Origin of the sequence: Mycobacterium sp. AZCC_0083 (assembly GCF_014202335.1) — a bacterium.
Taxonomy (GTDB): Bacteria; Actinomycetota; Actinomycetes; order Mycobacteriales; family Mycobacteriaceae; genus Mycobacterium.
In genome coordinates, this window is record NZ_JACHGP010000009.1 from 364,482 (window position 1) to 390,292 (window position 25,811).

24 protein-coding genes and 1 pseudogene are annotated in these 25,811 nt (G+C 68.4%); 9 read left to right on the forward strand and 16 right to left on the reverse strand.

The annotated features are described in order from the left end of the window. Positions 1–8: 8 nt before the first annotated feature. Both HNP02_RS23910 and eltD read right to left on the reverse strand, forming a co-directional pair. Positions 9–1,439, reverse strand: a complete 1,431-nt coding sequence (locus tag HNP02_RS23910; protein WP_184442949.1) for an extracellular solute-binding protein — start codon at positions 1,437–1,439, stop codon at positions 9–11. 28 nt (positions 1,440–1,467) lie between these two features. Next, a complete protein-coding gene (gene eltD / locus HNP02_RS23915) occupies positions 1,468–2,556 on the reverse strand; it encodes an erythritol/L-threitol dehyrogenase (protein ID WP_184442950.1) in 1,089 nt (362 codons plus the stop codon). 129 nt (positions 2,557–2,685) lie between these two features. Here eltD and HNP02_RS23920 point away from each other — a divergent pair, with 129 nt between their 5' ends. After that, a complete protein-coding gene (locus tag HNP02_RS23920; RefSeq protein ID WP_184442951.1) occupies positions 2,686–3,732 on the forward strand; it encodes a sugar-binding transcriptional regulator in 1,047 nt (348 codons plus the stop codon). 3 nt (positions 3,733–3,735) lie between these two features. Here the strand turns inward: HNP02_RS23920 and HNP02_RS23925 are convergent, their stop codons facing one another. From HNP02_RS23925 to HNP02_RS23935, 3 genes are all read right to left on the reverse strand, one after another. Then, a complete protein-coding gene (locus HNP02_RS23925; protein ID WP_184442952.1) occupies positions 3,736–5,235 on the reverse strand; it encodes an FGGY-family carbohydrate kinase in 1,500 nt (499 codons plus the stop codon). Between the two features lie 116 nt (positions 5,236–5,351). Next, a complete protein-coding gene (locus tag HNP02_RS23930; RefSeq protein ID WP_184442953.1) occupies positions 5,352–6,308 on the reverse strand; it encodes an electron transfer flavoprotein subunit alpha/FixB family protein in 957 nt (318 codons plus the stop codon). 47 nt (positions 6,309–6,355) lie between these two features. Next, positions 6,356–7,147 carry an electron transfer flavoprotein subunit beta/FixA family protein gene (locus tag HNP02_RS23935; RefSeq protein WP_184442954.1) on the reverse strand — a complete coding sequence of 264 codons (792 nt, stop codon included), beginning with the start codon at positions 7,145–7,147 and terminating at the stop codon, positions 6,356–6,358. Positions 7,148–7,344: 197 nt separating this feature from the next. On the opposite strand from HNP02_RS23935, the gene HNP02_RS23940 reads away from it, so the two are divergent. From HNP02_RS23940 to HNP02_RS23960, 5 genes are all read left to right on the forward strand, one after another. Then, positions 7,345–8,187 (forward strand): bifunctional 2-polyprenyl-6-hydroxyphenol methylase/3-demethylubiquinol 3-O-methyltransferase UbiG, encoded by an 843-nt coding sequence (locus HNP02_RS23940; protein WP_255506850.1) that lies wholly within the window; start codon positions 7,345–7,347, stop codon positions 8,185–8,187. Further along, a complete protein-coding gene (locus HNP02_RS23945; RefSeq protein ID WP_184442955.1) occupies positions 8,180–9,760 on the forward strand; it encodes a glycoside hydrolase family 57 protein in 1,581 nt (526 codons plus the stop codon). The genes HNP02_RS23940 and HNP02_RS23945 overlap by 8 nt, the downstream gene beginning before the upstream one ends. A gap of 115 nt (positions 9,761–9,875) precedes the next feature. Next, positions 9,876–11,126, forward strand: coding sequence for a glycosyltransferase family 4 protein (locus HNP02_RS23950; RefSeq protein ID WP_184442956.1), 1,251 nt, complete (start codon positions 9,876–9,878; stop codon positions 11,124–11,126). 57 nt (positions 11,127–11,183) lie between these two features. Beyond that, a complete protein-coding gene (locus tag HNP02_RS23955) occupies positions 11,184–12,623 on the forward strand; it encodes an MFS transporter (RefSeq protein ID WP_184442957.1) in 1,440 nt (479 codons plus the stop codon). Further along, a complete protein-coding gene (locus HNP02_RS23960) occupies positions 12,616–13,377 on the forward strand; it encodes a helix-turn-helix transcriptional regulator (RefSeq protein WP_184442958.1) in 762 nt (253 codons plus the stop codon). The genes HNP02_RS23955 and HNP02_RS23960 overlap by 8 nt, the downstream gene beginning before the upstream one ends. Positions 13,378–13,396: 19 nt before the next feature. Here HNP02_RS23960 and HNP02_RS23965 read toward each other — a convergent pair whose 3' ends face one another. Next, complete coding sequence (locus HNP02_RS23965; protein WP_184442959.1) at positions 13,397–14,134, reverse strand: acyltransferase; 738 nt, start codon at positions 14,132–14,134, stop codon at positions 13,397–13,399. A 110-nt stretch (positions 14,135–14,244) separates the two neighbouring features. Between HNP02_RS23965 and HNP02_RS23970 the strand changes: the two genes are divergently transcribed. Next, positions 14,245–15,492 (forward strand): PQQ-binding-like beta-propeller repeat protein, encoded by a 1,248-nt coding sequence (locus tag HNP02_RS23970; protein WP_255506883.1) that lies wholly within the window; start codon positions 14,245–14,247, stop codon positions 15,490–15,492. Positions 15,493–15,496: 4 nt separating this feature from the next. Here the strand turns inward: HNP02_RS23970 and HNP02_RS23975 are convergent, their stop codons facing one another. The 8 genes and pseudogenes from HNP02_RS23975 to HNP02_RS24010 all read right to left on the reverse strand — a co-directional run bounded on the left by HNP02_RS23975 (position 15,497) and on the right by HNP02_RS24010 (position 21,629). Further along, positions 15,497–16,216, reverse strand: a complete 720-nt coding sequence (locus HNP02_RS23975; RefSeq protein ID WP_184442960.1) for an esterase — start codon at positions 16,214–16,216, stop codon at positions 15,497–15,499. 62 nt (positions 16,217–16,278) lie between these two features. Continuing rightward, the gene (locus tag HNP02_RS23980) at positions 16,279–17,565 is read right to left on the reverse strand and encodes a class I SAM-dependent methyltransferase (RefSeq protein ID WP_184442961.1); all 1,287 of its coding nucleotides are present in this window, start codon (positions 17,563–17,565) and stop codon (positions 16,279–16,281) included. Further along, positions 17,505–18,473 (reverse strand): annotated as a pseudogene (locus HNP02_RS23985) (class I SAM-dependent methyltransferase); the annotation flags it as partial. The gene HNP02_RS23980 and the pseudogene HNP02_RS23985, both read right to left, overlap by 61 nt. A 10-nt stretch (positions 18,474–18,483) precedes the next feature. After that, complete coding sequence (locus HNP02_RS23990) at positions 18,484–19,134, reverse strand: enoyl-CoA hydratase (protein WP_184442962.1); 651 nt, start codon at positions 19,132–19,134, stop codon at positions 18,484–18,486. After that, on the reverse strand, positions 19,131–19,967 hold the full coding sequence (locus HNP02_RS23995; RefSeq protein ID WP_184442963.1) for an NUDIX hydrolase: 837 nt from the start codon (positions 19,965–19,967) through the stop codon (positions 19,131–19,133). The genes HNP02_RS23990 and HNP02_RS23995 overlap by 4 nt, the downstream gene beginning before the upstream one ends. Further along, positions 19,964–20,836: an ABC transporter ATP-binding protein gene (locus HNP02_RS24000; protein WP_375373701.1), complete on the reverse strand. Its 873-nt coding sequence runs from the start codon at positions 20,834–20,836 to the stop codon at positions 19,964–19,966. Before HNP02_RS24000 ends, HNP02_RS23995 begins: the two co-directional genes overlap by 4 nt. Beyond that, on the reverse strand, positions 20,764–21,408 hold the full coding sequence (locus tag HNP02_RS24005; protein WP_255506885.1) for a YitT family protein: 645 nt from the start codon (positions 21,406–21,408) through the stop codon (positions 20,764–20,766). Before HNP02_RS24005 ends, HNP02_RS24000 begins: the two co-directional genes overlap by 73 nt. A gap of 59 nt (positions 21,409–21,467) precedes the next feature. Further along, positions 21,468–21,629 (reverse strand): hypothetical protein, encoded by a 162-nt coding sequence (locus HNP02_RS24010; RefSeq protein ID WP_184442965.1) that lies wholly within the window; start codon positions 21,627–21,629, stop codon positions 21,468–21,470. Between the two features lie 62 nt (positions 21,630–21,691). Here HNP02_RS24010 and HNP02_RS24015 point away from each other — a divergent pair, with 62 nt between their 5' ends. Then, on the forward strand, positions 21,692–23,137 hold the full coding sequence (locus tag HNP02_RS24015; RefSeq protein ID WP_184442966.1) for a PLP-dependent aminotransferase family protein: 1,446 nt from the start codon (positions 21,692–21,694) through the stop codon (positions 23,135–23,137). A 23-nt stretch (positions 23,138–23,160) separates the two neighbouring features. On the opposite strand, the gene HNP02_RS24020 is transcribed toward HNP02_RS24015, so the two are convergent. Further along, complete coding sequence (locus tag HNP02_RS24020) at positions 23,161–24,057, reverse strand: NADP-dependent oxidoreductase (RefSeq protein WP_184442967.1); 897 nt, start codon at positions 24,055–24,057, stop codon at positions 23,161–23,163. A gap of 106 nt (positions 24,058–24,163) precedes the next feature. On the opposite strand from HNP02_RS24020, the gene HNP02_RS24025 reads away from it, so the two are divergent. After that, positions 24,164–24,562, forward strand: coding sequence for a helix-turn-helix domain-containing protein (locus HNP02_RS24025; RefSeq protein WP_184442968.1), 399 nt, complete (start codon positions 24,164–24,166; stop codon positions 24,560–24,562). A 2-nt stretch (positions 24,563–24,564) separates the two neighbouring features. On the opposite strand, the gene serB is transcribed toward HNP02_RS24025, so the two are convergent. Then, complete coding sequence (serB, locus tag HNP02_RS24030; RefSeq protein ID WP_184442969.1) at positions 24,565–25,803, reverse strand: phosphoserine phosphatase SerB; 1,239 nt, start codon at positions 25,801–25,803, stop codon at positions 24,565–24,567. Positions 25,804–25,811 lie beyond the last annotated feature (8 nt).

A 25,811-nucleotide genomic window follows, 5' to 3' on the forward strand; every position in this document is an offset into this window, starting at 1 on the left:
CAGAGCTCCTAGAGGTTGACCTTGGAGGTGTTGGTCTTGGCGAGGCTGCGCAACCGCGACGCGGCGTCGTCACCGCCGTAGATGTCCTGCAAGGCGACGGCCCAGTTCTGGGTCGTGTCGAAGAACTTCTTCTGCGGGGTGAACTGGATCTTCGAGGACCCGATGACGGTTTCGAAGGCCTCGAGATAGCCGAACTGATCGGCGGCCACCCGCTTGAAGGTGGTGTCGAACACCGACTTTCGCACCGGATCTGCGTAGGTGCCGCCCTCGACGGCCTTGTTCATCGACTCCTTGCCGGTCGCCCACTGGATGAACAACCAGGCAGGCAGCTTGTTCCGGGAGTTGGCGCTCATCGCCCAGCTCCAGGTCCACAGGTTGGTCTTGTAGTTGCCGTCCGACCCCGCCGGTCCGGCGTACCAGCCGAGATTCCCGGCTTCCTTGCTAGCACCTGGCTTGTTCTTCGGGTAGGTGGCGCTATCGGCGTCGAAGACCATCATCGCCTTGCCGTCGCCGAGATCGCCCGTGGCATTGGGATAGTCGTAGGTCGTCCACGACGTCGGCCCGGCCCTGTGCTGCATGTCGATCCACTTCTTGGTGAAGTCGATCGCCGTGTCGCTGTCCATCTCTGCGATCAGGTCGGAGCCGTTGAACGTGTAGTCGACCGCCCCCGACCGGCTGTACTGCGTCATGAAGCCGGGGTGGATCGTGGCCCACGACTTCGATCCGCGGGTGGAGATGCCGTACCGATTCTCCGAGCGGTCGGTCAGGTCGACCGCGAGCTGAATGAAGTCGTCGAAGTTGTTCGGCAGCTTGGTGATGCCGCGCTGATCGAAGTAGGCCTTGTTGTAGGCGACGACGTTGTTCTCGAAACCCCAAGGGATGGCCCACTGCCCGCCGGTGCCCAACGGGTTGCCCGTGACGAAGTCCCAGCGGGTCGAGGTCCGAAGGCCGTCGAAGATGTCCTCGAAGTCGTACTCGGCGTTGGTGGCCGAACTGTTCTGCAGCCACGGGTTGAGATCCTCGATCCACCCTGGCGGACCGTACTGCCAGATGAAGTAGGCGCCGAGCATGAACGCGTCGTGCTTACCGGACCCACCGGCGAGCTCGGTGTTCAGCTTGGTGAAGTAGTCGGCCTCCGGCACCAGGTCGACGTTGACCTTGATGCCGGTGAGGTCGGTGAACTCGGCAAGCAGCGGCTGGTACGACAGCTGATACGGGTGCGGGGTCTGCAGGATGTTGATGGTCTGCCCGGACGCCTTCTTCCAGTCGAACCCACCGCTGACCGCGGAGGACCCGTTCGGGGCGCTGGGCTTGCCGCCGACGCCGCAGGCGCTGAGCACCGGCAGGCTCGCCGCGGCGGCACCGGCAACGCCCAACGCCGCCAACATGTTCCGCCGCGACATCTGCGGGCCCCTTGCGGGAACTCGGTCAACACTCATCTTCGACGACGTCCTTAGTTCGGATGGGTCAGGCGGGGATCAGGGAGACCTTCACCGATTCCTTGCCACTGGCGACGAGGTCCAGACCCTTCTGGAAGTCGCTCAGTGGTAGCTGGTGGGTGCAGATCTGGTCCATCGGCAGGACACCGGATTCGATCATCCGGATCGCAGCGGGCCAGCAGTACGGGCCGAGGTGGGCTCCGAGGACGTCGAGTTCCTTGTCGTCGCTGATGATGCTCCAGTCGACGGTGACGTCGCTTCCGAAGACGCCGTACTCGACGTAGCGGCCGAGCTTGCGCAGCGCGTTGAGGCCCTGCGGTACCGCCGACGGGTGTCCGGTGCCCTCGAGGTAGACATCGGCGCCGTATCCGTCGGTCAGGCCCTTGATGATCGCCACCGCATCCTGTTCGGCGATGTTGATGGCGATGCCGGCGCCACACTTCTTGGCCAGCTCGAGCTTCTCCGGCGCCATGTCGAGCGCGATGACGTGCATCGGGTTCTTGGCGCGAGCGCCGGCGATCATGCCGAGGCCGATGGGCCCGCAACCCGCCACCACGACGGTGTCCTCGAACGTGATCTGCGCCCGCTCGACGGCGTGTAGCGAGCAGGACAGCGGTTCGACGAAGGCCGCGTGGGCGGGCGGGATGTCCCCGGAGATCTTGTGCACCAATGCTTCTACGGGATAGGTCATGTACGTGGCCATGGCGCCGGGCGTCCGGCGCTTGAAGCCGTAGAGATCGTGCGGTTGGCACATGTGGTACTGGCCGCGCTTGCAGAAGCGGCACTCCCAGCAGGGCACGATCTGCTCGGACGTCACGCGGTCACCGACGGCGATGCCCCACCTGTCCGCGGCCGCGTCGTCGAGTTCGACTACGCGGCCGACGAATTCGTGTCCGGGGATCACCATCGTCTCGGTCCAGGCCGGGCGGTTCTCGTCGCCCCAGAACTTGGCGGCACCGTGGTAGCACTTCAGGTCGCTGGCGCAGATGCCGACGGCCTCAACCCGTACGAGCGCCTCGCCTGGCTTGCGTTGGGGAACGGCTACCTCTTCGAGGCGGTAGTCGTTCGGTCCGTGGACGACGACGGCCTGCATCTTCTCGGGGATCTGATCGGTCATCATCGGCTCCTTCTCGTGTGGCTGGGGTCACAGTATCGAGCTCCTGCACATTTGTCCAGAACGATTGTTCACAAAGATTCTCTCCAGAACATATGTGCAGGGTCGATTTTTCGGTGCCATACTCGGCTCATGCCCCGGTCGGCCCAGAACACCCCGCTGAACCAGCTCGGTGCCAGTACTGCGGCCACCGCGTCACCCGATGGCGAGGGCAGCCACTTTCCGGCATCGCTGCTGTACACCGCGGCGCGGCTGTACTACGAGGACGAGGCCACCCAGGCCGAGGTGGCCGAGCAGCTCGGCACCAGCCGCGCCACCGTGAGCCGGTTGCTGTCCGAGGCGAAGCGGCAGGGCATCGTGCGCATCGAGGTGGTGCCGCCCGAGGAGGCACGCCCTGACGATCTCGCCGATCGGCTGGCCCGCGCGCTCAGTCTGACCTCGGTGTACCTCAGTCCCCCGCTGCCCGCTCCCGGCACGGGCCGCACCGTCGTCGACGTGATGGGCCGCGTGCTGGCACCCGCAGTCGGCCGCGCCCTGAGCGAAGCGGGTCTGTTGCCCGGCGACGTGCTACTGGTGTCGTCGGGGCGCACGGTGTACGAGGTCGCACAGTTCGACCTGACTCCGCTACCCGGGGTCGTGGTCGCGCCGACGGTCGGCGGGAACGACCAGCCGGAAGACTGGTACCAGACCAACGAGATCACCCGACTGGTCGCCAATCGTGTTGGCGGGCGGGCCAACTATCTCTTCGCCCCCGCCCTTCCCGGCGAAGAGCTGTACCAGTCACTGCTCAACGATCCGAGCATCCAACGGGTCCTGCACCTGTGGCCGCAGGCCCGGTGCGTGCTCATGGGCATCGGCGCCCCGCCACTGTCGCGCTCGGACATCCCGCGGTTCGTGCCGACCGGATCGACGTCGCTTCGCGCTGCGGTCGGGGACGTGTGCTCCCGGTTCTACGACCGCGACGGCGCACCGGTCGACTTCGAGGGAGCGGAACGCCTCATCGCCGTCGAACTCGATGCGCTGCAGCACATCCCGGTGACCATCGCCGTCGCCGTCGGCAAGGAGAAGATCGATTCGATCGTCGCAGGCGCCCGCGGCGGTTACTTCACCCACCTCGTCACCGATCCCGCGACGGCCACCGAGATCCTGGCCAGCGGGACCCTCGACGCACGTGCGTGACGGCTACTCGCCGGGTTGGGCGTCCCGTCCGCCGATCGCGCCGAGGCCGTGCACCAGTTCCCTGGTCGCCGGATAGAGTCCCCGCCACACGCCGTAGAGCTCGTCGTACAGTACGCGGTTGGCCGGGTTGGGCGTGATCTCGCGATCGATCCTGGCCCAATCGGTCTCCGGCGCAACGAGTCCCACACCGATCGCCGCCATCAGGGCGTCGCCGTAACTGGCGCCGATGGCCTGCTCGGGAACCAGCTGCGGGCGCCCCGTGATGTCACTGACGGCCTGCGCCCAGACCGGGCTCTGCAGACCGCCGCCGACCGCGACGGTGCGAACGCCGGTGTGCGCGTCGTCGAACATCTCCAGGATCTGCCTGATGCCGAAGCCGATGCCCTCGTACGCCGCGCGGAACAGGTGGCCGCGACCGTGCCGAAGGGTCAGCCCGGCGAACAGTCCCCTGGCCTGCGGATCGAAGACCGGAGTGCGCTCCCCCGCCAGATACGGTAGGGCGATCAACCCTTCGCTGCCCGGGGGCACCGCTGCCGCCTCGGCCATCAACGTGCCGAAATCCGCACCGCCGGTGACCGTTTGCAACCAACTGATCATGCTGCCCGCCGTCGAGGTGCCCGCGGCCAGGGCCAGTGACCCGCGTTCCATGCCCGCCGTCGTCCACAGTGCGGGATCGCTGTGGTACTCGCCGATGATCTGGACGAGGAACATCGTCGAGCCGTACATCAGCATCTGATCGCCAGGACTGCGGACGCCCACCGAGAACGCCTCGGCGTACGCATCGACCGTGCCCGCCACCACCGGCGTGCCCTTCGGGATGCCGGTCGCGGCAGCAGCTTCGGCGTGCACCGTGCCGACGACGTCGCTGGGCCAGACCAGCCGCGGCAACGGCAGATGACCGCAGATCCGCTTCGCCCACTCGGTGTTCCAGTCGAAGTCGCGAGTCACGTACATCGGATCGCACTGGCTCGCGGTGTGGTGATCGAGCACGTACTCACCGGTGAGCTTGGCCGCGATGTACGAGTTCGACCCATACCAACCCGTCGCACGGTCGAACACCCGCGGCTCGTGGCGCCGGACCCATTCCAGCTTGGGTCCGACCGCCTGACTCGACAGCAGGGTGCCTGCCCGATCCAGGATCGCGTCGGCGCCGAATTCCTCGGTCAGCGACTCGATCTCGGCGCTCGCCCTGGTGTCGACGCCGTACATGATCGCCGGCCGCAATGGCGTCAGCGCATCGTCGCAGAGCACCAGGCACGGGCCGACACCGCTCACGCACACGCCGGCCAGCGTCGAGCCGGATGGCATCTCGCCGGTCAGCCGGGTGCTGATGTCGCATACGTCGCGCCACCACGTCGACTCGGCGTCGACCTCGGCCCAGCCGGGGCGCGGCAAGTCCATGGTGTGCGACTGCGTCGTCGACGCAATGACCACACCCGAGGTGTCGACGAGGACGCCCTTGGTGCTTCCGGTGCCCATGTCGATTCCGAGAAGCAGGTCCACGCCGGAAACCCTACGTGGACCCGTTCCCCATCGCGTGAACAGACGCAAATGGCCCTGAATCGACCGGATTCAGGGCCATTTGCTGGAGCCGCTTGCGGACTGCTCGCGCAGAGAAACTATCCCTTGCGGGCCTTGACCTTCTCGGTGAGCTGCGGGGTGACCTTGAACAGGTCACCGACGATGCCGAGGTCGGCGATCTCGAAGATCGGCGCCTCCTCGTCCTTGTTCACCGCGATGATGGTCTTCGACGTCTGCATGCCCGCCCGGTGCTGGATGGCGCCGGAGATGCCGAGCGCGATGTACAGCTGCGGCGACACGGTCTTGCCGGTCTGGCCGACCTGGAACTGGCCCGGGTAGTAGCCCGAGTCGACTGCGGCACGGGATGCGCCGACTGCGGCGCCCAGCGAGTCGGCCAGCGCCTCGACCACCGCGAAGTTCTCGGCACTGCCGACACCGCGACCACCCGACACGACGACCGTCGCCTCGGTCAGCTCCGGACGGTCACCGGCCTCAACCGGTTGGCGAGCGGTGATCTTCGTCGCGTTCTCTGCCACCGCAGGCACCTCGACGTTGACCACTTCACCGGCACCGGCGGACGGTGCGGCCTCGACGGCGCCTGGGCGCAGCGTGATCACCGGGGTGTCGCCAGTGGCCTGGGCGTCGACGGTGAACGCGCCACCGAAGATGGAGTGGACGCCGACGGCGCCTTCCTTGATCTCGACGGCGTCGACCAGCAGGCCGGAGCCCAGACGGGCGGCCAACCGGCCGGCGATCTCCTTGCCGTCGGCGTTGGCGGCCAGCACGACGGCCGCCGGGGCGGCGGTCTCGACCAGCGCAGCCAGCACGTCGACGACCGGGGTGACCAGGTAGCCCTCTACGTCGTCGGACTCGGCGACGTAGACCTTCGCAGCGCCGGCCTCCTTGAGTCCGTCGATCAGCGGCGCGGCAGTGCCCGGGGCACCGACCACGACGGCGGACGGCTCGCCCAGCACACGGGCGGCGGTGATCAGCTCGGCGCTGACCTTCTTCAGCGCTCCATCAGCGTGCTCGGCGAGCACCAATACTTCAGCCATGACTTAGTCAGCCTCTTTTGCTTGAGAAGTGTTCGGGGTTATGGGGTTTAGATGATCTTTTGCGCGACGAGGTAGTCGGCGATTGCGGTGCCGCCCTCGCCCTCGTCGGTGACCTTCTCGCCCGCGGTCTTGGGCGGCTTCGGCGTGGCCGACAGCACCTTCGAGCCGGCGTTCGCGACTCCGACCTCGTCGGCCTCGACACCGATCTCGGCCAAGGTCAGCGTGGTGACTTCCTTCTTCTTGGCGGCCATGATGCCCTTGAAGGACGGGAAGCGCGGCTCGTTGATCTTCTCGTTGACGGAGATCACGGCGGGCAGAGTGGCCTCGAGGGTGAACACACCGTCGTCGGTCTCGCGCTCACCGGTGACCTTGTCGCCATCGACCGTCACCTTGCGCAGGTGCGTCAGCTGCGGCAGACCGAGGTACTCGGCGATGACCGCGGGCACTGCGCCGCCGACGCCGTCGGTGGCCTCGTTGCCTGCGATGACCAACTCGGTGCCCTCGATGGTGCCCAGCGCGCGGGCCAGAGCCCAGCCGGTCTGGATCACGTCGGAGCCGTGCAGCCCGTCGTCGAGCAGGTGGACCGCCTTGTCGGCGCCCATCGACAGGGCCTTGCGGATCGCCTCGGTGGCGCGCGCGGGGCCTGCGGTCAGGACGGTGACCGTGCTCTCGCCGCCCTGCTTCTCCTTGATCAGCAGTGCTTCCTCGACGGCGCGCTCATTGATCTCGTCGAGCACGGCGTCTGCAGCCTCACGGTCGAGGGTGAAGTCGCCGTCGGTCAGCTTGCGCTCCGACCACGTGTCAGGGACCTGCTTGATCAGGACCACGATGTTCGTCATGAGTCTGGTTCGTCCTCCTCGATGAGGCCGCAGCGCGGCCTGCACTACCACGATTGATACAACCAGCGTCATGTTACTCGTCGGTAACTTTAGCCGGTTTGCAGGATCACCATAGCTGGTCGAAGTTCGCCATCCGGCCGCCCCTTAGTTCGACGAACTATTCGCGAACGATCGGTGACGGGTTAGCCTGCCTTCCAATGAGCGCATTTTCGCCCCTCGAGCCCTCGGCCGACGCCACCATGCCCCTGACCGGGGAACGCACGGTGCCCGGCCTGGCCGAGGAGAACTACTGGTTCCGCCGCCACGAGGTGGTCTACCAGCAGTTGGCCGGCCGGTGTGCAGGGCGTGACGTGCTCGAGGCGGGCTCGGGTGAGGGCTACGGCGCCGACCTGATCGCGGGCGTCGCACGCCGCGTCGTCGGACTGGACTACGACGAATCCGCCGTAGCCCACGTCAAGGCCCGCTACCCGCGGGTGGACATGCTGCAGGGCAACCTCGCCGACCTGCCGTTCGAGGCTGGCACGTTCGACGTCGTGGTCAACTTCCAGGTGATCGAACACCTGTGGGATCAGGGGCAGTTCGTCGCGGAGTGCGCCCGTGTGCTGCGCCCGTCGGGAGTTTTGCTGATGTCGACCCCCAACCGCATCACGTTCTCCCCCGGCCGTAACACCCCGATCAACCCCTTCCACACCCGCGAACTCAACGCCGCCGAGCTCACCGAATTGCTCACCGACAACGGGTTCGCGGTGGAGGCCATGCTCGGGGTCTTTCACGGCCCCCGGCTGGCCGAGCTGGATGCCCGCCACGGCGGGTCGATCATCGACGCGCAGATCGACCGCGCGCTGGCCGATGCACCGTGGCCCGCCGAACTCCTCGCCGACATCACCTCGATCCGCACCGACGACTTCGACCTCCTCGAGGCTCGGGATATCCCCCGGTCGCTTCGCTCTCCCCCGCAAGCGGGGGGACCCCCAGCGCCGGCCTCTCGCGACATTGACGAGAGCCTCGACCTGGTGGCGATCGCGGTGCGACGTGACTGACGACCGCGCATCGGACGCGCCGGAGGTACCCGGACTCTTCACCCTGGTCCTGCACACCCACCTACCGTGGCTGGCTCATCATGGCCGCTGGCCCGTCGGCGAGGAATGGCTCTACCAGTCGTGGTCGGCGGCCTATCTGCCACTGATGCGGGTGCTGCGCACGTTGTCGTCCGAGGGCCGTAGCCACCTCGTCACCCTCGGCATGACGCCGGTGGTGACCGCCCAACTCGACGATCCGTACTGCCTGACGGGCATGCAGCACTGGCTGGCGAACTGGCAGCTGAGGGCCAGGGAAGCCGCGACCACCAGGGCCGCCGGGGAAGGTACCGCGTACGACGCGCCGGAAGCGTTGCGCGCGTTCGGTGTTCGCGAGTACGACGAGGCCGGCCGAGCATTGGACGACTTCGCCGTGTCGTGGCGTCACGGTGGCAGCCCGCTGCTGCGTGAACTGATCGACGCCGACACCATCGAACTACTCGGTGGGCCGCTGGCACATCCGTTCCAGCCCCTGCTCAACCCGAGGCTGCGCGAGTTCGCGTTGCGCGAGGGCCTCGCCGACGCCCGGCAGCGCTTCGCCCATACGCCGACCGGCATCTGGGCACCCGAGTGCGCGTACGCGCCGGGCATGGAGAACGACTACGCCGCGGCGGGCGTCACGCACTTCATGGTCGACGGACCGTCGCTGCACGGCGACACCGCGCTTGGCAGGCCCGTTGCGGGCTCCGACGTCATCGCCTTCGGGCGCGACCTGCGGGTCAGCTACCGGGTGTGGTCCCCCAAGTCCGGCTACCCGGGCCACGCGGCCTACCGCGACTTCCACACCTACGACCACCTCACCGGCCTCAAACCCGCCAGGGTCACGGGCCGCGCAGTGCCGTCGCAGGACAAGGCGCCCTATGACCCCGAGCGCGCCGACCACGCCGTCGACGCCCACGTCGCGGACTTCGTCGAGGTGGTGCGCAGGCGCCTGCACTCCGAATCGGAGCACATCGGCCGACCCGCCCACGTCGTCGCGGCGTTCGACACCGAACTGTTCGGGCACTGGTGGTACGAGGGCCCGGTCTGGCTGGAACGGGTGCTGCGGGCGCTGCCCGCCGCGGGGGTGCGCGTCGGCACCCTGTCCGATGCCATCACCGACGGCTTCGTGGGCTCATCCGTCGAATTGCCGCCCAGCTCTTGGGGTTCGGGCAAGGACTGGCAGGTATGGAATGGCGAACGGGTCGCCGATCTGGTGCACCTCAACGCCGAAGTCGTCGACAACGCGTTGAGCACCGTCGACAAGGCGCTGGCACAGCACGCGTCGGTCGGTGCGCCGACGCCGCGCGACACGGTGGCCGACCAAATCCTGCGCGAGGCGCTGCTGACCGTGTCGAGCGACTGGCCGTTCATGGTCAGCAAGGACACCGCAGCCGACTACGCGCGCTACCGGGCGCACCTGCACGCCCACGCCACCCGCGAGATCGCGGGCACGCTGGACTCGGGCCGCCGTGAACAAGCCGAGCGCCTGGCCGCAGGATGGAACCTCGCCGACGGACTGTTCGGTGCGCTCGACGCCAGGCGGCTGCCCAAATGACCCCCTCCTTCCCCGCGAGCGCGCGTGTCTGTAGGTCGACACGCCGTGAAATGCCAGCATTCTGCGCGCGCTCGCGCCGGGTCGAAAGTGCGCTCGATGTGCAAAGGCTGCCGCGATGAAGGTCCTGATGGTGTCGTGGGAGTACCCGCCGGTGGTGGTCGGCGGGCTGGGCAGGCACGTGCACCATCTCGCCACGGCGCTCGCCGCCGACGGGCACGACGTCGTGGTGCTCAGTCGCAGGCCGTCGGGCACCGATCCGAGCACCCACCCGTCCACCGACGACCTCGCCGAGGGCGTGCGCGTGATCGCCGCCGCCCAGGATCCGCACGAATTCGACTTCGGCACCGACATGATGGCGTGGACGCTTGCCATGGGGCATTCGATGGTCCGCGCCGGCCTCGGGGTGAAGACGCGAGGACGACGGTCGACCAAGCCGTGGTGCCCCGACGTGGTGCACGCCCACGACTGGCTCGTCGCCCACCCGGCGATCGCACTGGCCGAACACTTCGACGTGCCACTGGTTTCCACGATCCACGCCACCGAGGCCGGCAGGCACACCGGGTGGGTGGCCGGCCGGATCAGCAGGCAGGTGCACGCCGTCGAGGGCTGGCTGGTTCGCGAATCCGATTCGCTCATCACGTGTTCGGCGTCGATGAGCGACGAGATCACCGAGCTGTTCGGTCCCGGCCTCAGCGAGACGCGGGTGATCCGCAACGGCATCGACGCCGGGCTGTGGCCGTTCGCCAAGCGCAGGCCCCGTCGTGGCCCCGCGCGGCTGCTGTACCTGGGACGGCTCGAGTACGAGAAGGGCATCCACGACGTCATCGCTGCCATGCCCCGCATCCGCCGCAGCCATCCTGGCACCACGCTGACCATCGCCGGCGACGGCACCCAGCAGGACTGGCTCGTCGAGCAGGCGCGAAAGTACAAGGTGCTCAAGGCCATCGAGTTCGTCGGCCGAGTGGATCACGACCAACTGGTGGCCCTGCTCCACCAGACCGACGCCGCGGTGCTGCCCAGCCACTACGAGCCGTTCGGCATCGTCGCCCTCGAGGCCGCGGCGACCGGTGCGCCGCTCGTCACGTCCAACGTCGGCGGTCTTGGTGAGGCCGTCATCGACGGCGAGACCGGCGTCTCGTTCCCGCCGAGGGACGTGGCAGCGCTAGCCGCCGCGGTGCGCGCCACACTCGACGATCCCGCCGCCGCCCAGCGCCGTGCGATCGCCGCCCGTGAGCGGCTCACCTCCGACTTCGACTGGCATACCGTCGCCTCCGAGACCGCGCAGGTCTACCTGGCCGCCAAGCGCCGCGAACGCGAACCCCACCGGCGGCGCATGATCGTGGAGCACGCGCTGCCCGACCGGTAGTTCGACCCGGTCAGTAGTTCGACGTGGATCGAATCATTCCGCGCCTAGCGTGCGGATATGGCAGGAAACATCTCCCGGGTCTCTCCACTGCCCACCGGAAATCGATCCTCGGTCTTCACCCTGATCGCCGCCTACCTCGGCCTGTTCGTCGGATTGATCGACAGCAACGCAGTCAATTTGGCGCTGCCCGCGATCCGCGCCGACCTCGGCGGCGGGGTGTCCGGTTCGCAGTGGACCGCCGACGCCTACAACGTCACGTTCGCCGCCGTGCTGTTGACGGCGGGCTCGCTGGGCGACCGGTTCGGCCGCAGGTTCGTACTGCGATGGGGGCTGGCGGCTTTCGTCGTCGCGTCATTGGCGTGCGCAGTCGCCCCCAGCCTCGACGCGCTGCTCGCCGCACGTGCTGCGCAAGGTATCGGCGCGGCGCTGATGCTTCCTCAGGGACTGGCCATTGCGGCAGCGACCTTCCCCGACACAGCGGGACGGGCCAAGGCGACCGCGGCGTGGGCGATGGCAGCGGCGTCCAGCGCTGCCCTCGGCCCGGTTCTCGGTGGTGTGCTGACCGATACGGTCGGCTGGCGATTCATCTTCTGGCTCAACGCACCGGTCGGGCTCGTCGCCTTCGCGATGTCGTACCGATATCTGGCGGAATCGCGTAGTCCCTCCGCAGGCAAGGTCGACCTCACCGGACAGACTCTGGCCGTTCTGACACTCGGCACCCTCACCGTCGTGTTGGTCGAGGGTCGCACCCTCGGTGCCGGCTGGGCCACCGCTCTGGCCGCCGCCACCGTGGCATGCGGGGCAGGTTTCGTCTGGTCGCAACGCCGTCTCACCCACCCCATGGTCCCGCCGCAGTTCTTCGGCAATCGCAGATTGGCGGTTGCGCTGACGGCGACCTTCGCGATGACATTCGGCACCTACGGGATGTTGCTCGTCAACAGCCTGGGATTCCAACAGTCGCGCGACGTGAGCGCGTTGGCCACGGCGGTGGCATTCCTGCCGATGCCGCTGGTGTACCTGACGCTCATCCCCGCGGTGAAGGTGATGGTGCGGCGAACCGGCCCGCGACTGCCGATGACCATCGGTCTGGTCCTGATGGGCGCAGGCATGCTGCTCTATGCGGCCGTCGGCCCGGAAGCCGAGTTGTGGTTGTTGGAGGCAGCGTTCGTCCTGGCGGGTGCCGGGCTGGCGTTCAACACGGGCCCCGCGGTCGGCATGGCGCTGTCGGCAGTGCCGGTTGCACGTGCCGGACTGGCCTCAGGTGTCGTGAATCTCGCTCGACTGGTGGGGATTACGGTGGGTATTGCCGTGATGGGAACGGTGATGGCCCTCGTCAGCGGGGACGCCGCGACCGGACCAGGGTTCGCCGACGGGGTGCGGGCCGGGGTACTGACCGGCGGGGTGGTCGAGTTCCTCGGCGCCGTCGTCGTATTCGGGTACACCGGGAGGAGACGATCCGAACACACCGAGCCGACCGAGGAGGTCTGCCATGCGTGATGCTGCCGAACTGCCTGCCACCGGCGATGCCGACATCTCGGCTGTGGCCGCGCTGCTCGCCGACCCCGCCCGCTGCAAGGTACTGATGGCGCTGGACGACGGCCGGGCGCTGCCGGCCAGCATGCTCGCCGACGAGGCGGGGATCAGCCGGTCGACCGCCAGCAGTCACCTCGCCAAGCTGACCGATGCGGGCATGCTGACCGTGCGGGCCCACGGGCGGCACCGGTACTACCGGCTGGCCGGTCCCGAGATCGCCGACCTGCTCGAGCGTCTTGGCCGTCTTGCCCCGCTACAGCCGGTCCGGTCGCTGCGGGAGGGCACCAACGCGGCCAGGTTGCGCACCGCCCGCACCTGTTACGACCACCTTGCAGGCAAGCTTGGCGTGGCGATCATGGGCAGCTTGCTGGAGCGTGACGTCCTGGTCGGCGGCGACGGCCGCTACGACCCACTGCGCGACCGCAACGACGCGCTCAGCAGCCAGGGCCGGGAAGTCAACTACGAGCTCACCGATTCGGGTCGGGCCTTCCTGGTCGACGTCGGCATCGAATTGCCTTCCGGCAGAAGGCCGGTCGTGCGCTACTGCATCGACTGGACCGAGCAGCGGCACCATCTCTCCGGCGGGCTGGGGCGCGGGGTGCTGGACCGCTTCGTGTCGGCTGGTTGGGTCAAGCGCGCGTCCCGTGGCCGGGCGGTGATCGTCACCGACCGCGGCCGCACCGCGCTGGACGGCTGCTTCGGCATCGACTGGACGTAGAACGCCCCAAGTAACAGGACTAGCGCGACGCCTTCTTGCGCTCGATGTCGGCGAGCGCGGCGGCCAGTTCCACCCGCTCGGCCAACGACGTCTCCCACGCCAGCTTGCGGTTCTTGACCACCTTGGCGGGCGCTCCGACGGCGATCGAGAAGTCGGGCACCTCACCCTTGACCACGGCATGCGCGCCGAGCACGCAGCCCCTCCCGACCGACGTGCCCCGCAGCACGGTGACCTTGGCGGCGATCCAGGTGTCCGGCCCGATCCGCACCGGGGCCTTGACGATGCCCTGGTCCTTGATCGGCAGCTCGATGCTGTCCATCCTGTGGTCGAAGTCGCAGATGTAGCACCAGTCGGCCATCAGCACCGAATCGCCCAACTCGATGTCGAGGTAGGTGTTGATGACGTTGTCGCGGCCGAGCACCACCTTGTCCCCGATGCGCAGCGAGCCCTCATGGCAACGGATGGTGTTCTTGTCGCCGATGTGGACCCAGCGGCCGATCTCCATGGTGGACATCTCCGGCGTGGCTTGGATCTCCACGCCCTTGCCGAGGAAGACCATGCCGCGCGTGATGATGTGCGGGTTGGCCAGCTTGAACTTCAACAGTCGCCAGTACCGGACCAGGTACCACGGCGAATACGCCTTGTTCGCGATCACCCAGCGCAACGACGCGGCCGTGAGGAACTTGGCCTGACGTGGGTCGCGCAGCCGGGAACCCCGCCAGCGAACGTGCATCGGCGAGCCCCACATCGTCGTCATGGCCGGACAGCCTACGCGAGCCATCGAGGGGGCCCGGCTAGTCTCGGGACTCGATGCCTGCTCCAGGAATGACCGTGCGCCGGTTGGTCGCCGTCGCAACCGTGGTTTTGATGGCGATGGGCTCGGCTGCCTGCGGAACCACCGACTCCTGGGTCGACGCACACCCCTCCGACGGCTGGCCTGCGCAGTACGGCGACGCCGCCAACAGCAGCTATACGCAGGCCTCGGGGGCCGGTGATCTCGCGCTGGACTGGCGCCGGTCGGTGAAGGGTGATCTCGGCGCCCAGGTCGCCCTCGGGTCGGGGGGCTACCTCGCTGCGAACGCCGAGACGACGGCTGGGTGCTCGCTGATGGTGTGGGAGTCCGGCAACCAAGGCCGCCAGCGCTGGTGCGGCAGGCTGTGGCAGGGCGGCGGCTTGTCCGGGCCGTTGTTCGACGGCTTCGACAACCTCTACGTCGGCCAACCCGGCGCCATGCTGTCCTTCCCACCGACGCAGTGGATCCGGTGGCGGGTCCCGGTGATCGGGCTGCCCTTGACGCCCCGCATCCTGGCGCCCGGGCAGCTGCTGGTGATCACCCACCTCGGGCAGGTGCTGGTGTTCGACGCGCACCGCGGCACGCTGATCGGCACGTCCCTCGATCTCGTCGCGGGCGTCGACCCCACCGACGCACAGCGCGGCCTGCCCGACTGCCAGCAGGGCAGGCCTCGGTGCCCGGTAGCGGCGGCACCGGCGTTCTCCCCCGCGACGAACGTCGTGGTGCTCGGGCTGTGGGAGCCGAACGCGGACGCGCCCGTCACGGTCGGGCTGCGGTACCGGCCGGGGCAGACGCCGCCGCTGGTGCGCGAGTGGACCAGCACCGCGGTCGGGGGCGGGCCGCTGGCCAGTCCGGTCCTTTCGGCCGACGGCAAGACCGTCTACCTCAACGGCCGCGACGGACGGCTGTGGGCGCTCGGCACCGCCGACGGCAAGCCCAAGTGGTCGGTCCCGCTGAACTACCAGCCACAGACACCGCCGTCGGTGTCGCCCGACGGCCTCATCGTGGCCGGCGGTGGTCCCGACGCGAAACTGGTGGCCGTCAAGGACGCCGGCGACCACGGCGACGTCGTGTGGAACCGCGATGACGTCGCGCCCCTGTCGACCTCGAGCCGCGCTGGAGCCGACGTGGCCTACACCGTCACGCGCGACGGCGAGAAGGGCATGGCGTTGACCGTGTTCGACCCCGCCGACGGCCACACGGTGAACACCTATCCGATGCCCAACGCGACCGGGTTTCCGGTGGGTGTATCGATCGGCCACGACCGGCGGGTGGTTGCCGCCACCAGCGACGGTCAGGTGTACGCGTTCGCGCCGAACTGACCCGTCAGGCGATCATCGCGTCGATCGGTCCACGCGGAACCGACACCTGCAGCGCCCCGGCCGATTCCGGCAGCAACTCACCCTGGCTGAAGAAGAAGATGATGGCGTCGTTGGTGATGGCGAAGTTGTCGTACTTCGTCGGGTCGAGGCCGACCGCCGGCGGGATCGCCACCGGTTGACCGGACTGCTTGTCCACTTCGCTCTGCACGATCGGGAAGATCACCGGCCACGGGTTGGCCCCCGGCTGGAACAGCGGCTGGATCTTGTCGGAACCACCGGTGTCGATCTGGATCGGCTTGCGCGTGCCCTGGTCCCAGTTGAACGACTGGTAGAAGGTCTGCGGACGCGCGCCGCCGACGTCCTGGAACGTCTTGAACACCAGCGACTGGGTGCCGCGCGGCGGCACCGCCGAGTTGTACTCGGTGGCCGTGGTCTCCAGTTCGTACGGCATGTCGTGCGGGCCAGGCATCTTGGCGACGTTGAGGAAACCGTCGCGGGTCTGCTTGACGTAGTCGAACACCGCCTGGACGTCCGGATAATTGACTGGGTAGGTGATACTCAGCGCGTACGCGGGATCAGTGGCCTGGATCTGGCACATCTGCGCGCCATCGACCACACCGGACAAGTCGCCACATTTCGGCGGCGCCGCAGACGCGATGGCGACGCTCGACCAGCCGAGTGCGGCGATCCCCGCAACGGCCAACGCGAGTGTGGGAATGCGCATCTGATGAATACCCTCCGCCGGTGAGCGGCACCAGCGCCGCCGACGCCACAATACCTGCGACATCAACGGGACGGTCGGCAAACGTAGGCCACCGCACGGCTGCTGCGGCCCGTCCCGATTCTGGTGATCACCACTGCGAGCTGCCGGGCCCCGCGCAGCTTCAGTCGCAGCCGCAGCGCGTCGGGGTCGACGTCGACACCGCGGACCAGGATCTCGACGGCGCCCACGTCGAGGCCCGAAAGCGCCTGCCGCAGGCGGCGTTCGCCGTAGTCGAGTTGATCGAGCACCTCGAAGCCACGCACCCCGTCGGGCAGGTGGTCACCGGACAGGTAGGCGATGTCGGGGTCGAGTTGCCAGAGGCCGTGCCGCGCGCCGTAGTGCCGCACCAGGCCCGCCCGGACGATCGCTCCGTCGGGGTCGACGATCCAGCGGCCGGCGGGCGCCGTCCCGCACTCGTCGGGCTCGCGATCGGTGATCTGCTCGGCGCGGTCCAGGACGCTCGCGCGCCGGGTGACGCCGGCTTCGGCCAGTCCCGCTGACCACAGGCACGATTCGCGGACACCGCCCGCAAGGGACGTCACCTCGATCTCGCCGGTGAAGCCGAGGCGCCGTATCTGATCGAAATCGATTCCAGGAGCGCACTTCACGACGTAGTCGCGTTCGGCGTACACGTCGAGCAGCCGATCCAAGGCGGGCGTGTAATCCCGTGGATCGAACCGGCGCCGTCCCCCGCTGCGCCGGGCCGGATCGGCCACCACGACGGTGTCGCGCGTGACCGGTCGCAGGGCATCGGCGCGGCACAGCTCGACGTCACCGAGATTGTGGCGGGCCATCGCCAGCCGCACCGGGTCCAGATCGCTGCCGACGACGTACGACGCGCGCTTCCGAAGTGCGGCCAGTTCGGCGCCCACCGAGCACGTCACGTCGTGCACCCGTGTCCCGGCCAGTCGCTGGGCACGGTGTGCCGCAACGGGTTCCGCGGTGGACTGCTGCAACGCCTCGTCGGTGAACAACCACGCCGACGGATCGGCGAACTTGGCCGTCGCCCTGCGCCGAAGCAGCACCGTCTCGATCAGCACGGCCGCCCGGTCACCGAAACGCGTGCGCGCCGAGGCGATGTCGGAGATCCGCGTGGCATCGGTCAGCGCGTAGCCAGCGACATCGCCCAGCGCGCGCGTCGCTTCCTCGCCGTCCAGATACGCGACGTCGTCGAGCGTGAACGCTACGACGGAGTCGTCCCCCGTCGCTCCGCTCGCCCAGGTGTCGTCCCCCGTCGCTCCGCTCGCCCAGGCTTGGTCCCCGTCACCATCACGTTGTAGAACCACCCCTTCGGCACCACGTGTCGCCACAGGTTGGCGTCGACCCAGCTCAGCGTGAGCCAGCTGCCGAACGCGAACCTGGCCCAGCCCCAGCCGAGCTTGCCGGGCGGGACGGTCGACTCGAAGGTGCGCACCGGCCAGCCCAGCATCGCCGCGGTGAACTCCTCGCTGGCGGTCGCGACCTCGACCGCGCCCGCGTTGGTGGCCATCCGCTCCAGGTCGGCCGGATCGAAGGTGTGCAGGTCGACGATCCACTCCAACGCGGCAGCGCGGGAGTTCTCGTCGAGCTCCTCCTTGCTCCGGCGCCAAGAGGACAGCCCTGGCAGCTTCATCGCCCGGACCGTCGTCTTCCACGTCAGATTGGCCAGTGTCCTGGCATAGGCGTTGCCGACCGTGGTGGGTTCACCGGCGAACACGAACCGGCCGCCCGGCTTGAGCACGCGGATCACTTCGCGCAGCGACAGCTCGACGTCGGGGATGTGGTGCAGAACGGCGTGCCCGACCACCAGGTCGAACGTGTTGTCCTCGTACGGGATGCCCTCGGCGTCGGCGACCCGACCGTCGATGTCGAGCCCCAGCGACTGCCCGTTGCGGGTGGCCACCTTCACCATGCCCGGCGACAGGTCGGTCACCGAACCCCGGCGCGCGACCCCTGCCTGGATCAGGTTGAGCAAGAAGAATCCGGTGCCGCAGCCCAGCTCGAGGGCGCGATCGTAGGGCAGCTCACGCTGCACGGCGTCCGGCACGATCGCGTCGAACCGGCCGCGGGCGTACTCGATGCAGCGGTGATCGTAGGAGATCGACCACTTGTCGTCGTAGGACTCGGCCTCCCAGTCGTGGTACAGCACCTGCGCGAGCTTGGTGTCGTGGCGGGCGGCTTCGACCTGTTCGGCCGTGGCGTGCGGGTTCGGGGCCGGCGCCGGGTCGGTACTCGTCATGAAGGGCAGCCTAACGGGCCTCATCGAAGGCGGCCTTCGCGGCAGCCAGTACCGCAGGCGTGGAGTCCGCGAAGCGGCCCGCCCAGGCCACCGCGCCGTCGTACACGTGGTCGGGGGCCACCAACTCGTCGATGAGGCCGATCGCCAGTGCTTCCTTCGCGCCGGCGAACCGCCCGCTGAACACCAGATCCTTGGCCTTGCTCTCACCGACCGCCCTGGCCAAACGTGCCGCCCCCGCGGGTACCAGCCCGTCCAGGATCTCCGTCGCGCCGAACTTCGCGTTGTCGCCGCTGACCCGCCAGTCCGCGGCCAACGCCAGTGTCAGGCCGCTGCCAAGCGCGTAGCCGGTGATCGCGGCGACCGTGGGTTTCGGGATGGCCGCCACCGCATCGATGGCCGTCCGGCAGGCGTCCGCCGCGGTCGCCATCTCATCCGGGTTCAGCGTGCTCAGCTCGGGCAGGTCGTCGCCCGCCGAGAAGATCTCGTGACCGCCGAACACGATGACCGCGGTGACGTCGTCACGCGCGCCCAGCTCAGCGGCAGCGGCGGCGAGCTCGCGGTAGACCTGCCGGGTCAGCGTGTTGGTCGGCGGTCGCGACAGCAGCAGCGTTGCGATTCCCGGCTGTTCCGCCTGGGTGTGGATGCCGACGAATTCACTCATGGTGATCGGTGCTTGCGCGCCGCGTTGTACCTGTCGCTGTTGAAGAACTCGATCTCCCAATTGCCCTCGGACAGCGCCAGATGCGGCTCGACCGTCACGATCTTCCTGTCGACGGCGAGCACCTCGGCGACGGTGCGGCCATTGAGCGAGTCCAGCTGCGTCCAGGTCGGCGGCAAGAGGAACGACTGCCCCTCGGCGAATTCGTCGAGGGCGGACTGCGGCGTCGCCCAACCCGCCTTGTCCGTCTCGGTGTTGTCGCCGTCGGCACGCTGGCCCTCCGGCAATGCCCCGACGAAGAAGTAGGTGTCGTAGCGGCGGGTGCGCTCCTCCTTGGGTGTCACCCAGTTCGCCCACGGCCGCAGCAGGTCGGCGCGCAGCGCCAGCTTCTCGTCGCGCAGGAACTCGCCGAAGGACAGCGTCTTGGCGTCCAGCGCCTTGCGGGCGGCGCGGTAGACCGATGCGTCGGCGACGATCTCGTCCGGGTCGCCGACCGGCCCGGCGAACAGCACGCCGGACTCCTCGAAGGTCTCCCGCGCTGCCGCGCAGATCAGCGCTTCGGCGAGGTGGACGTCGACGCCGAGCTTCTCGGCCCACCAGGACGGCTCGGGGCCGTACCAGGCGATGTCGCGCTCCTCGGGGGCAGGAGCGGAGCGACTCGGGGGGAATGCCCGTCGGTCGCGGTCGTCGACCCCGCCGCCTGGGAACACCATCACCCCGGCCACGAACTCCATTTGCATGTGCCGCCGCATGAGGAACGTCTTGATGCCCTCGGCGGTATCCCTGATCAGCATCACGGTCGCCGCGGGCCGCGGGGTCAGCGGTTCTTCACTCATGCACGCCTCCTGTGGGCCGCGCGGGTTCGGGTTCGACGCGCGAAGTAGCGCCCGTCGATGACCTCAAGCGCGATGGACTGGCCAAACGCAATGGACAGATTCTCCGAGGTGAGCACGTCGGTCAGCAGGCCCGACGCCACGGCCTTGCCCTCCGACAGCAGCAGGCAGTGACTGAACCCCTGCGGAATCTCCTCGACGTGGTGAGTGACCAACACGGACGCCGGGGCATCGGGATCGGCCGCCAGGTCGGCCAGCCGCGACACCAACTCCTCGCGGCCGCCGAGGTCGAGTCCCGCCGCCGGTTCGTCGAGTAGCAACAGCTCGGGGTTGGTCATCAACGACCGCGCGATGAGCACCCGCTTGCGCTCACCCTCGGACAGGGTGCCGTAGGTTCGCTCGGCGAGGTGCTCGGCGCCGAGGCTCTCCAGCATGTCGACGGCCTGTTCGTAGTCGACGTCCTCGTACTTCTCGCGCCAGCGGCCCAGTACGGCGTACCCGGCCGAGACCACCAAATCGCGGACGACCTCGCCGTCGGGCACCCGCTGGCTCAGCGCGGAACTGCTCAGCCCCACCCTTGAGCGCAGCTCGGACATGTCGGTGCGCCCCAGCCTCTCGCCGAGGACGTACGCAGTGCCCGAGGACGGGTGTTCCATCGCCGCGGCGATCCGCAGCAGCGAGGTCTTGCCCGCGCCGTTGGGCCCGATCACGACCCAGCGTTCGTCGAGTTCCACCGCCCAGGTGATGGGTCCGACGAGGGTCTGGCCGCCGCGTCGCAGCGATACCCGCGCGAAGTCGATCAGGAGGTCGGTGTCGACTGCGACGTTTCCCGTCGCTTCGCTCGCCCTACCGTCGTCATCTGCTCCTGGCACTCGCCCATCGTAGTCAGGCTGGAATCCGTGAACGCCCAGCCACTCACGGCCAACCACCGCTTCGGGGTCAACCGCAGGAACAGTTGGACGAGTGGCCCGATGCCGAGCGCGTACACCACGGTGCCGACGCCGACCGTGCCGCCGAGCAGCCAGCCGACGGCGAGCACCGTCGCCTCGATCGACGTGCGAACCAGCCGCACCGAGAGCCCGGTCCGCGCCACTAGACCGGTCATCAGACCGTCGCGGGGTCCGGGACCCATGCCGGCGCCGATGTAGAGCACGGTGGACAGCCCGTTGAGCACCACGGCGCCGAGCATCATCGCCACTCGCACCGGCAGCGACTCCGGTGTTGGCAATAGGGCCATGCCTGCGTCCACCGTGATGGCGATGACGATGACGTTGGCCACCGTGCCGACACCCGGCCGGTTCCGCAGCGGAATCCAGGCGAGAAGGACGGCGACGCCGACGACGGCTGACGCGATGCCGATGGTCATCCCGGTGCGTCCGGCCAGGCCCTGATGGAAGACGTCCCACGGGTCGAGGCCGAGGCCTGCGCGCACCATGAGTGCCATCGAGAAGCCGTAGCCGGTGAGGCCGATCAGCAGGGCGCTCGTCCGAGCGATGACGCGCTTCACGCGTGGTCGGGGAATCGGGCGCGGATGGCCTCGAGCTCGATGCGGATCCGGCGCGAGTCCGAGTCCTCCGCGACGAAGTCGCCGATGCGGGGTGAGTTGCGGAAGACCCGCAGCTTGCTCGCCTTGCGAGTCATCCGAGAGGTCCAGTTCTGTGCCATGAGTCGATATTGGCTCTTGATCACCCTTGTGTTCAATAGCCAGTTGAGGCAAACTGGCATCAATGTTGAACGAACTGGCCGGACGCCGACTCGATGTGGACCTGCTTGCACGCGAGCTGGGCAATTGGCGCACGTCCAGTAACAGCGGTCCGGCCTACCAGGGACTCTCCGACGGTCTGCGCCTGCTGATCATCGACGGCCGGCTCCCGGTCGGTGCCCAGTTGCCCAGCGAACGGGCGCTCGCCGATGTACTGCGGGTCTCCCGCACCACCGTCACCGCCGCGTACACCCAGATGCGCGACGACGGTTACCTCAACGGACGTCGGGGCGCTCGCAGCACCACCGCGTTGCCCGTCACGCCCACCGTCGTCCCCGGCTTCACCGAACCCGCTTCGGTCAACCTCGCCGCCGCCACCCTGCCTGCGCCCTACGCCGCCGTATCGCAAGCGTTCACCGAGGCGGCCCAAGAGGTCACCCCGTATCTGCGCGGTATCGGGGTCGAGATGACGGGCGTGCTGCCCCTGCGTACCGCAATCGCCGAAAGATACTGCGCGCGAGGCCTTCCCACCGACCCCGACGAGATCATGGTGACCACGGGTGCGTTGCACGCGATCGGTCTGATCATGTCCACCTACGCGCAGTCCGGCGATCGGGTGCTCGTCGAGCAACCCACCTACCACGGCGCCCTCGCCTCGATGGTGACCCGCGGGATTCGACCGGTCCCGGTGGCGATGACCACTGATGGCTGGGACCTCGACGCCGTCGAGGCCGCGGTGCGCCAGCTGTCACCAAGCCTGGCGTACATGGTTCCCGACAATCACAACCCGACCGGTATGACACTTCCCGAGGCCGGCCGAAAACGGTTGGCGCAGATCATCGCCGAGACGCGGACCCGCACCATCATCGACGAGACGATCGTCGACATCTGGCTCGACGAGCCAGTTCCTGCACCGCTCGCCGCGGCCATGACCACCCGGCGTGACCTGGTGCTGACCGTCGGCTCGATGTCGAAGTCGTGTTGGGGTGGTCTGCGCATCGGGTGGATCCGCGCCGAACGCAGCACGCTGACGACCATCGCCGCGATGCGACCCGCCGTCGACGTGGGCACGGCAACCCTCGAACAACTGGCCACCGCAAGGCTTCTCGGCGTCACAGACGAATGGCTTCCCGAGCGCCGCAACATTCTTCGAGCGCGGCGGGAGCTACTGCTCACGCTGCTCGAGGAACATCTGCCCGACTGGCAACCCGATTCAGGAGGCGGTGGGATGTCGTTGTGGGTGCGGCTGCCGGCGCCCATGAGCTCCGCGCTGTCGGCGGCGGCCTCCCGCCTCGGCCTCGAGATTCCGCCGGGCCCACGGTTCGGGGTCGACGGCACGTTGGAGCGGTTCATCCGCGTGCCCTACGCCCTGCCCGACGAGCAGCTGACCGAGGCGATCGTGCTGCTGGCCCGCGCCTGGCGCAGCGTCACCGGCGTGACGGGGCCGGAACCGTACGCGTTGGTCGTCTAGTCCCCTGCTCGCGCTAATCGTCGTCAGGGGATGAGGAGCCAGCGACCGCGCTGGCCGCCGCCCGCGACCTTTTCGTACGTCCCCGCCGCATCGCGCAACGGCACCCGCCCGGCCACCCGCACCTCCAACGCGCCCTCGGCGGCGAGTCGGAGCAGCCCGGCAATGGCCTCGCTGTCAGGCTCCACTCTGACGGTGTTCACCGCGATCCCCCGTTCGGCGGCGACCGGCGAGCCGGGGGCCACGCCGACGAACGAGCCGCCGTCGCGGACCGCGGCTAGGGCCGACTCAAGCAGGACCGCGGCGTCGAGCACCGCATCGAATGACGGGCCGGGCAGCTCGGTCATGTGTTCAGCGCCCGCACGGGCCACGAAGTCCGCGTCGGCGTCACGAGCCAGTGCGGTGACCCGCCAGCCGGCGTGGGCGGCCAGGGCGATGGCGTGCCCGCCGACCGCACCGGCGCCGCCGGTGACCAGCAGGGTGCGTCCCTCGGCGGGGCCGAACAGGTCGAGGGCCTGGCGAGCGGTGAGCGCGTTGAGCGGGAGCGATGCGGCCTCGACCAGGTCGAGGCCGTCGGGGACGAGGGCCACGGCGTCGGCGGGCAGCACCGTTTCGTCGGCGTGGGCGCCGACGCTCGGCTTGAGGCCGATCACGTGCACGATACCGGCGACCCGGTCACCGGGTTGCAGCCCGCTGACCTCGCCGCCGACCTCGCTGACGGTCCCGCTGACGTCCCAGCCGAGCCCGACTGGATCGGGCAGTCCCGTCAGCCCGCGCACTGGCCCTGTCAGTACCCCGACATCGACCGGGTTGACCGCTGCTGCGGCGACGCGGATTCGAACATCGGTGGACCCGAGCTGGGGCGCAGCGACTTCCTCGAGCACTGGCGAGCCGCTGGTGGAGTACGCGAGTAGTGCACGCATTGGTGACCTCATCTTTTCTTCATCTATGGACACCACCAGACTGCGCGATCTACTCTCCATTGGGAAGTAGCCACCTAAGAGTGGTGTACGTACCTGAAGGAGAGCCATGCCGACGATGACCGCTCAGCAGCGGCGAGACGAGGCCAGGGTCGAGTTCGACGCCTACCTGGCAGAGTGCCCGAGCCGAAAGCTGCTCGACCGGATCGCCGACAAGTGGGTGGCTCTCGTGGTCAAGTCCCTGATGGACGGTCCCAAGCGCTACTCCGAGGTGTCTCACCAGCTCGCCGGTGTCAGCCAGAAGATGCTCACCCAGACGCTGCGCAGTCTTGAGCGCGACGGTGTGCTGACCCGGAGCGTGACCCCCTCGGTCCCGGTGCGGGTGGACTATGAGCTCACGCCGCTTGGTGAATCGCTCGCCGGTGTGCTGGGACAACTCAAGATGTGGGCGGAGCAGCACATGCCCGAAGTCGACCGCGCCCGCACCGACTACGACGCGCGACAGTAGCGCTAATCGTCGTCGGGGATGTCGACGCGGCGCAGCGTCCCGTCGACCGCGTCGGCGGCCTCGATCTCGCCACGCGTCACGCCGAGGATGAACAGCACGGTATCCAGGTAGGGATGGCTGATCGACGCGTCGGCCACCTCGCGCAGCGCGGGTTTGGCGTTGAACGCCACCCCAAGACCGGCGGCGGCCAGCATGTCGATGTCGTTGGCGCCGTCGCCGACCGCCACGGTCTGCTCCATCGGCACTCCGGCCTGCTGCGCGAAGTCCCTCAGCGCCTTGGCCTTTCCCGGCCGGTCGACGATGTCGCCCACCACCCGGCCGGTGAGCTTGCCGTCGACGATCTCCAGTTCATTGGCGGCGACGAAGTCCATCATCAGCTCGTGTGCCAGCGGCTCGATCACCTGACGGAAGCCGCCGGAGACGATCCCGCAGTGAAAGCCCAAGCGGCGCAACGTCCGTATCGTAGTGCGCGCGCCAGGAGTCAACTCGATCTGGTCGGCCACGTCATCGAGCACCTCGGCGGGCAGGCCTGCCAGGGTGGCCACCCGCCGGTGCAGCGACTCGGCGAAGTCCAACTCGCCGCGCATCGCCGCCTCGGTGACCTCCGCGACCGCAGCGAGCGCTCCGGCGCGTTCGGCGAGCATCTCGATGACCTCGCCTTGAATCAGGGTGGAGTCGACGTCGAACACGATGAGGCGCTTGGCCCGTCGCGACAGGCTGTAGTCCTCGAGAGCGATGTCGATGCTCTCCTGAACCGCCACCTGGGCCAGTGCGGCCTGCAGTTGGCCGTAGGCGGCGCCCGGTGGGACCGAGACGCGCAACTCCAGCCCGGTGACCGGGTAGTCCGAGACGCCGCGGATGAAGTCGATGTTCACCCCGAGTGCGGCCACTCCCCTGGCCACCACGCCGAACGCCTCTGCGGTGATGGGGCGGCCGAGCACCACGATGGTGTGCGTCGACGGCTCACGCAGCACCGGCATGCCGTCGCTGCGCTCGATGGTGACGTCAAGCCCGACACCGTGGATGGCGCGCTGCACCTGATCGCGGAGCTCTGCGCCGCCTGCCACGTCGGCCTGTCCGGCCACCAGCACGCCAAGCGTGAGCCGGCCCCGGATGACGACCTGTTCGACGTTCAGCAGATCGACGGGGTAGCCCGAGAGCACCTCGAAGAGTGCCGACGTGACACCTGGCTGATCGACACCGGTGACGGTGATCAGCACCGACACCTTCGACGTGTTCACCCCGAGGT

Excerpts from the sequence above, each read along its gene's own strand:
- HNP02_RS23910 (WP_184442949.1), bottom strand. The coding sequence starts at position 1,439 with ATGAGTGTTGACCGAGTTCCCGCAAGGGGCCCGCAGATGTCGCGGCGG.
- eltD (WP_184442950.1), bottom strand. The coding sequence starts at position 2,556 with ATGACCGATCAGATCCCCGAGAAGATGCAGGCCGTCGTCGTCCACGGA.
- HNP02_RS23920 (WP_184442951.1), top strand. The coding sequence starts at position 2,686 with ATGCCCCGGTCGGCCCAGAACACCCCGCTGAACCAGCTCGGTGCCAGT.
- HNP02_RS23930 (WP_184442953.1), bottom strand. The coding sequence starts at position 6,308 with ATGGCTGAAGTATTGGTGCTCGCCGAGCACGCTGATGGAGCGCTGAAG.
- HNP02_RS23935 (WP_184442954.1), bottom strand. The coding sequence starts at position 7,147 with ATGACGAACATCGTGGTCCTGATCAAGCAGGTCCCTGACACGTGGTCG.
- HNP02_RS23940 (WP_255506850.1), top strand. The coding sequence starts at position 7,345 with ATGAGCGCATTTTCGCCCCTCGAGCCCTCGGCCGACGCCACCATGCCC.
- HNP02_RS23950 (WP_184442956.1), top strand. The coding sequence starts at position 9,876 with ATGAAGGTCCTGATGGTGTCGTGGGAGTACCCGCCGGTGGTGGTCGGC.
- HNP02_RS23955 (WP_184442957.1), top strand. The coding sequence starts at position 11,184 with ATGGCAGGAAACATCTCCCGGGTCTCTCCACTGCCCACCGGAAATCGA.
- HNP02_RS23960 (WP_184442958.1), top strand. The coding sequence starts at position 12,616 with ATGCGTGATGCTGCCGAACTGCCTGCCACCGGCGATGCCGACATCTCG.
- HNP02_RS23965 (WP_184442959.1), bottom strand. The coding sequence starts at position 14,134 with ATGACGACGATGTGGGGCTCGCCGATGCACGTTCGCTGGCGGGGTTCC.
- HNP02_RS23970 (WP_255506883.1), top strand. The coding sequence starts at position 14,245 with ATGGCGATGGGCTCGGCTGCCTGCGGAACCACCGACTCCTGGGTCGAC.
- HNP02_RS23975 (WP_184442960.1), bottom strand. The coding sequence starts at position 16,216 with ATGCGCATTCCCACACTCGCGTTGGCCGTTGCGGGGATCGCCGCACTC.
- HNP02_RS23990 (WP_184442962.1), bottom strand. The coding sequence starts at position 19,134 with ATGAGTGAATTCGTCGGCATCCACACCCAGGCGGAACAGCCGGGAATC.
- HNP02_RS23995 (WP_184442963.1), bottom strand. The coding sequence starts at position 19,967 with ATGAGTGAAGAACCGCTGACCCCGCGGCCCGCGGCGACCGTGATGCTG.
- HNP02_RS24005 (WP_255506885.1), bottom strand. The coding sequence starts at position 21,408 with ATGGCACTCATGGTGCGCGCAGGCCTCGGCCTCGACCCGTGGGACGTC.
- HNP02_RS24010 (WP_184442965.1), bottom strand. The coding sequence starts at position 21,629 with ATGGCACAGAACTGGACCTCTCGGATGACTCGCAAGGCGAGCAAGCTG.
- HNP02_RS24015 (WP_184442966.1), top strand. The coding sequence starts at position 21,692 with ATGTTGAACGAACTGGCCGGACGCCGACTCGATGTGGACCTGCTTGCA.
- HNP02_RS24020 (WP_184442967.1), bottom strand. The coding sequence starts at position 24,057 with ATGCGTGCACTACTCGCGTACTCCACCAGCGGCTCGCCAGTGCTCGAG.
- HNP02_RS24025 (WP_184442968.1), top strand. The coding sequence starts at position 24,164 with ATGCCGACGATGACCGCTCAGCAGCGGCGAGACGAGGCCAGGGTCGAG.